The organism is Paenibacillus selenitireducens, from assembly GCF_002021565.1.
GTDB classification, from domain to species: domain Bacteria; phylum Bacillota; class Bacilli; order Paenibacillales; family Paenibacillaceae; genus Paenibacillus_K; species Paenibacillus_K selenitireducens.
Genome location: NZ_MSZX01000006.1, coordinates 429,364 through 435,853 on the forward strand (window position 1 = coordinate 429,364; position 6,490 = coordinate 435,853).

The 6,490-nt window shown below is 48.6% G+C and carries 3 protein-coding genes and 2 rRNA genes; 2 read left to right on the top strand and 3 right to left on the bottom strand.

Translation table 11 applies throughout. The features are described 5' to 3' along the window. Positions 1 to 8: 8 nt before the first annotated feature. Positions 9 to 929, bottom strand: coding sequence for a proline dehydrogenase family protein (locus tag BVG16_RS17720; protein ID WP_078500103.1), 921 nt, complete (start codon positions 927 to 929; stop codon positions 9 to 11). A gap of 210 nt (positions 930 to 1,139) precedes the next feature. On the opposite strand from BVG16_RS17720, the gene BVG16_RS17725 reads away from it, so the two are divergent. Both BVG16_RS17725 and BVG16_RS17730 read left to right on the top strand, forming a co-directional pair. Continuing rightward, positions 1,140 to 2,462 (top strand): sigma 54-interacting transcriptional regulator, encoded by a 1,323-nt coding sequence (locus BVG16_RS17725; RefSeq protein WP_233147073.1) that lies wholly within the window; start codon positions 1,140 to 1,142, stop codon positions 2,460 to 2,462. Positions 2,463 to 2,493: 31 nt separating this feature from the next. Continuing rightward, positions 2,494 to 3,267: an alpha/beta hydrolase gene (locus BVG16_RS17730; RefSeq protein WP_078500105.1), complete on the top strand. Its 774-nt coding sequence runs from the start codon at positions 2,494 to 2,496 to the stop codon at positions 3,265 to 3,267. A gap of 111 nt (positions 3,268 to 3,378) precedes the next feature. Here the strand turns inward: BVG16_RS17730 and rrf are convergent. After that, positions 3,379 to 3,495 (bottom strand): 5S ribosomal RNA (gene rrf / locus BVG16_RS17735). Positions 3,496 to 3,561: 66 nt separating this feature from the next. Next, a 23S ribosomal RNA gene (locus BVG16_RS17740) occupies positions 3,562 to 6,489 on the bottom strand. Between the last annotated feature and the right edge of the window lies 1 nt (position 6,490).

Sequence of the window (6,490 nt, forward strand, 5' to 3'; positions counted from 1 at the left end):
TCTACCGATTACGATTTAAACAGCGATTTTAGAATAAATCCTACATTTGCAGGACGTTCAGCCAATCTGCGCATGAAATAGCCATACCAATCATTCCCGAACGGAACATAGACGCGCATCGTATATCCTTCATCTGCAAGACGTCGCTGATCTTGCACGCGAATACCATATAGCATTTGGAATTCATATTGTGTCACCGGGATACCGTGAGCTTTTACGTAATGTTTTACATGCTGAATCACTCGTTCATCATGCGTTGCTATGGCTGCATAATGACCCTGATCAAGATGCATTTCGATCAGCTTCAGGAAATTGGCATCTACCTGATCTTTTGCTGGAAACGCGACCGTCGACGATTCTTTATATGCCCCTTTAACGAGTCTTAGATTAGGACGGTATTTGCTCAACTGCTCCATATCTTGCTCACTTTTATACAGATAGGCTTGAATGACAAGCCCGATCGCATTGCCATACTCCTCACGCAGCTGCTTGAACATCCGAATCGTTGCTTCATTGTGCGCATAGTCTTCCATATCAATTCGTACGAAATTACGATGCTTCACAGCCACATTCAGAATATTTCGCATATACTGCAGGCACAACGCAGGAGAAAGGTCGAGGCCTAATTGCGTGAGCTTTAAGGACAAATGAGATTTCACACCCGTCGCTGCAATCATCTCCAGTGTCTGTATGCAATACGCTGCCGATTCTGCTGCTTCTGCTTCTGTCGCTGTGAATTCACCTAGATGATCTAAAGTTGCCACAATCCCCTTGGCATTGAGTTCGCGAACGACCGCAACCGCTTCCATAAGCTGTTCTCCTGCCACAAACCTTTTTGCACCAAAACGTAATCCATACTTTTTTGCTGCGCGATTTGCAAACCTGCTCTTTGAGAGATACATGAAGGCATTACGCATCACATGTTCCATTCAGACCCCTTCCTCCGCCTAAGCATTCAATGAAAACCTGAAAATCTAACAATCTAATGCGCTTAAATTTAATCACTAATTCACTATATGATTATTTATAATCACTTATTGCTATTAATGTGATTTATTTCATAAAAAATGACCATCACGACTGCTTTCGTGGAGTCCCTTGCATTTCAATTCTTGATTTGCCATAATTGAGGAAAATCTATGAAAACGGTGACAAGTGGAATGAGGATTTATTTAGAAGCGTTGCTTGAAGCCATCAATGACGCCGTCACCATTGTCGATCAGGAAGGTACTGTTCTTTATTGGAATCGTGTTGCTGAGGAAGCCTATCACATTTCCAGGGATGTTATCATCGGGAGGAAAATCGGCGATTTTTTTCGTAGAGAATCTGTCATGTTGTTTCAAGTGATGGAGAGTGGTCAGGCTGTGTACCAGGTGTACCATGAACCGCGTCCTGATATGCATGTCATGATCAATACGGTTCCCATCTACGACGAACAGCAGCAATTGGCAGGTGCCATTTCCATTGAACGGAATGTTTCGCAATACGTGAAGCTGAATGCTGAGTTATCTCGAAAACCCGATATTCCTTTTGCGCTTGATTCTACGATTCCTTTTAAAGTAGAACAATTAAGCACCATTTCACTTATTGGACTGACGGATATTCCCTTGCTTCTTACAGGTGAAGAAGGCGTCGGTAAGCATGCGATCTCGGAATGGATTCATTCTACAAGTGGGAGGACCGGTGCATTTGTGACGATGAATTGTGCCTCCATACCGGAAGGGTTATTGGAAGCAGAACTGTTCGGTTATCAAGGGGAAGAGGAGCGCTTGGGGAAGTTCGATGTGGCTATGGATGGGACCTTGCTGTTAAAGAACATTCATACCCTGCCTCTAACGATTCAAGAAAAATTAGCTGAAACCTTAAGAACCCGTTCCTTTCATCGTGTAGGAGGGAGTACATCCATTCCTTTACATTGCCGCTTAATAGCTACAGCGCCTTCGAACATGTACGATGTAAGCGAATCCGTTATTCCGAGTTCCGAAAAATTTATGGGTATTTGCAGCGGATTATACTATACTTTTCAACAAGAAGAGATCCCTCCGCTGCGTGATCGCAAACAAGACCTTACCGAATTAAGTACATATTTACTGGTAGAAGCATGCCAACGATTGAACAAACCCGTACCCAGCTTTAGTGCGGAAGCCGTTGCTGCGTTAGTATCCTTTGATTGGCCGGGCAATTTGCCTCAGCTCAAAAATGCAATGGAGCATATTGCACTTGTCGTACAGACAGGCCATACGGTATTATCACGTGATTTCCCTGTCTATGCCCGACTTCCTCTATTACATGACATGACCGAGAAGGACATGCCGCTGAACGCCCATGCCGAAGAATTGGAAAGAGCTCGTATCGTTGATTCCCTGCAGCGGGCCGGAGGAAACAAAGCCAAAGCAGCCAGAATGCTTAGTATTTCGCGTGGGGCACTGTATTACAAATTAAAGCAATATGGACTTGAGTAATAACAATAAACATGAAGGAGATTGATCTCAAATGGCACTCATACAATGTAATTTCTTCTCTAACTCCCTTGGCCTGAGTACAGCAATGACTGTTATTTTACCGGAGCACACAACCACCCAAATTGGCATGACCAATGTGGTCCACGGTCATAAACATCCGACACTATATTTATTGCATGGATTATCCGATGACCATACGACTTGGACTCGCCGGACATCCATTGAACGCTATGTATCGTCGCTCGGTATCGCGGTCGTGATGCCGCAAGTCGATCGCAGCTTCTATACTGATATGGTTTACGGGAATAAATATTGGACATTTGTCAGCGAAGAGTTGCCAAGAGCTGCTCGCTCTTTTTTCCCGCTCTCCGATGCACGTGAAGATAATTTTGTTGCTGGTCTGTCCATGGGCGGATATGGAGCTTTCAAACTCGCACTTTCACATCCTGATCGTTTTGCTGCAGCAGCTAGCCTTTCCGGTGCATTGAATATGGCAGATCCGATCAATCAAGAACGTATGCCCGATGATTATCGACTTATCTATGGTCATGAAGATATCGCTGGAACCGATAACGACCTGCTCACGCTGTTACAGCGGTTGGATGGCGCTGAGGGTCCAACACCACAACTATTCCAAAGCTGCGGTACAGAGGACTTCTTGTATGATCAGAATACCGTTTTCCGTGAAGCTTGCTCACAAACCTCATTCGATTTAACCTATGAGGAAGGCCCTGGCGATCATACGTGGGAGTACTGGGATACACATATCCAACGCGTGTTACATTGGTTACCGCTTCGCAAATAAACGAATAACCCCGTCGAAGGAATACGATCACGATCCTTCATCGACGGGGTCTTTATATATATCCACAAAAAAACCGCTATCGAGATTTACATCTCAACAGCGGTCTCTATTGCTTGGCATCGTCCTACTCTCCCAGGACCCTGCGGTCCAAGTACCATCGGCGCTAGAGGGCTTAACGGTCGTGTTCGGGATGGGTACGTGTGGAACCCCTCCGCTATCGACACCAAACGGAATACTTATTCAAGGTTTGAACCCTGAAAACTAGATACGAAACAACTTTTTGCGAATTAATATTAGGATAAGCCCTCGACCGATTAGTATTGGTCAGCTCCACACATTGCTGCGCTTCCACCTCCAACCTATCAACCTCGTCGTCTTCAAGGGGTCTTACTAATTGGGAAATCTCATCTTGAGGGGGGCTTCACGCTTAGATGCTTTCAGCGCTTATCCCGTCCATACTTGGCTACCCAGCGGTGCTCCTGGCGGAACAACTGGTACACCAGCGGTATGTCCATCCCGGTCCTCTCGTACTAAGGACAGCTCCTCTCAAATTTCCTACGCCCACGACAGATAGGGACCGAACTGTCTCACGACGTTCTGAACCCAGCTCGCGTACCGCTTTAATGGGCGAACAGCCCAACCCTTGGGACCTACTTCAGCCCCAGGATGCGATGAGCCGACATCGAGGTGCCAAACCTCCCCGTCGATGTGGACTCTTGGGGGAGATAAGCCTGTTATCCCCAGGGTAGCTTTTATCCGTTGAGCGATGGCCCTTCCATGCGGTACCACCGGATCACTAAGCCCGACTTTCGTCCCTGCTCGACCTGTATGTCTCGCAGTCAAGCTCCCTTATGCCTTTGCACTCTTCGAATGATTTCCAACCATTCTGAGGGAACCTTGGGGCGCCTCCGTTACTCTTTAGGAGGCGACCGCCCCAGTCAAACTGCCCACCTGACACTGTCCCCGAACCGGGTTACGGTCCTAGGTTAGAACTCCGATACGATCAGGGTGGTATCCCAACGTCGCCTCCACACAAGCTGGCGCTCATGCTTCAAAGGCTCCCACCTATCCTGTACAGATCGTACCAAAGTCCAATATCAAGCTGCAGTAAAGCTCCATGGGGTCTTTCCGTCTTGTCGCGGGTAACCTGCATCTTCACAGGTATTAAAATTTCACCGGATCTCTCGTTGAGACAGCGCCCAAGTCGTTACGCCATTCGTGCGGGTCAGAATTTACCTGACAAGGAATTTCGCTACCTTAGGACCGTTATAGTTACGGCCGCCGTTTACTGGGGCTTCGGTTCATAGCTTCGGGTTACCCCTAACCACTCCCCTTAACCTTCCAGCACCGGGCAGGCGTCAGCCCGTATACTTCGCCTTACGGCTTCGCACAGACCTGTGTTTTTGCTAAACAGTCGCTTGGGCCTTTTCACTGCGGCCCCCTCGTGCTATTCACACTACCGGGGCACCCCTTCTCCCGAAGTTACGGGGTCATTTTGCCGAGTTCCTTAACGAGAGTTCTTCCGCGCGCCTTAGAATTCTCTTCTCGCCTACCTGTGTCGGTTTGCGGTACGGGCACCATCACCTGGCTAGAGGCTTTTCTTGGCAGTGTGAAATCATGACCTTCGGTACTGCAATTTTCCCTCCCCATCACAGCCTAGCCTTATCGATGTGCGGATTTGCCTACACATCAGCCTCACTGCTTGGACAGACATCCATCAGTCTGCGTCACTATCCTACTGCGTCACCCCATTGCTCATAACGGCTTACGGTGGTACAGGAATTTCAACCTGTTGTCCTTCGACTACGCCTTTCGGCCTCGCCTTAGGTCCCGACTTACCCTGAGCGGACGAACCTTCCTCAGGAACCCTTAGGCTTTCGGCGGACATGATTCTCACATGTCTTTTCGTTACTCATACCGGCATTCTCACTTGTATGCTGTCCAGCGCTCCTTACGGTACACCTTCAACCTACATACAACGCTCCCCTACCCCTGATACATACGTATCAAGCCATAGCTTCGGTGGTGTGTTTAGCCCCGTTACATTTTCGGCGCAGAGTCACTCGACCAGTGAGCTATTACGCACTCTTTAAATGATGGCTGCTTCTAAGCCAACATCCTGGTTGTCTTTGCAACTCCACATCCTTTCCCACTTAACACACACTTGGGGACCTTAGCTGATGGTCTGGGCTGTTTCCCTTTTGACAATGGATCTTAGCACTCACTGTCTGACTCCCGGTTATAAGTCTATGGCATTCGGAGTTTGACTGAGCTTGGTAACCCTTGGCGGGCCCCGCACCCAATCAGTGCTCTACCTCCACGACTCTTAACACCGAGGCTAGCCCTAAAGCTATTTCGGGGAGAACCAGCTATCTCCGAGTTCGATTGGAATTTCTCCGCTACCCCCACCTCATCCCCGCATTTTTCAACATGCGTGGGTTCGGGCCTCCAGTGCGTGTTACCGCACCTTCACCCTGGACAGGGGTAGATCACACGGTTTCGGGTCTACGTCCACGTACTAAGTCGCCCTATTCAGACTCGCTTTCGCTGCGGCTACGGCTCTTCACCTTAACCTTGCACGGGAACGTAACTCGCCGGTTCATTCTACAAAAGGCACGCCATCACCCATAGATCGGGCTCTGACTTCTTGTAAGCACACGGTTTCAGGTTCTATTTCACTCCCCTCCCGGGGTGCTTTTCACCTTTCCCTCACGGTACTGCTTCACTATCGGTCGCTAGGTAGTATTTAGCCTTACCAGATGGTCCTGGCGGATTCATACGGGATTTCACGTGCCCCGCACTACTCGGGATCCGTCTCGGAGAGAACAGACTTTCAATTACAGGGCTTTTACCTTCTATGGCGGGCCTTTCCAGACCTCTTCGTTTAATCGGTTCCTTTGTAACTCCATGTGAGACGTCCCACAACCCCAACCAGCAAGCTGATTGGTTTAGGCTATTCCGCTTTCGCTCGCCGCTACTGACGGAATCACTTTTGTTTTCTCTTCCTGAGGGTACTTAGATGTTTCAGTTCCCCTCGTCTGTCTCTTCACACCCTATGTATTCAGATGTGAGTGACTGGCTATTACACCAGCCGGGTTTCCCCATTCGGACATCCCCGGATCAAAGCTTGCTTACAGCTCCCCGAAGCATTTCGTTGTTCGCCACGTCCTTCGTCGACTCCTAGCGCCTAGGCATCCTCCGTGTGCTCTTAGTAGCTTAACCA

Coding starts and splice junctions, on each gene's coding strand:
- BVG16_RS17720 (WP_078500103.1), bottom strand. CDS start 929: ATGGAACATGTGATGCGTAATGCCTTCATGTATCTCTCAAAGAGCAGG.
- BVG16_RS17725 (WP_233147073.1), top strand. CDS start 1,140: ATGAAAACGGTGACAAGTGGAATGAGGATTTATTTAGAAGCGTTGCTT.
- BVG16_RS17730 (WP_078500105.1), top strand. CDS start 2,494: ATGGCACTCATACAATGTAATTTCTTCTCTAACTCCCTTGGCCTGAGT.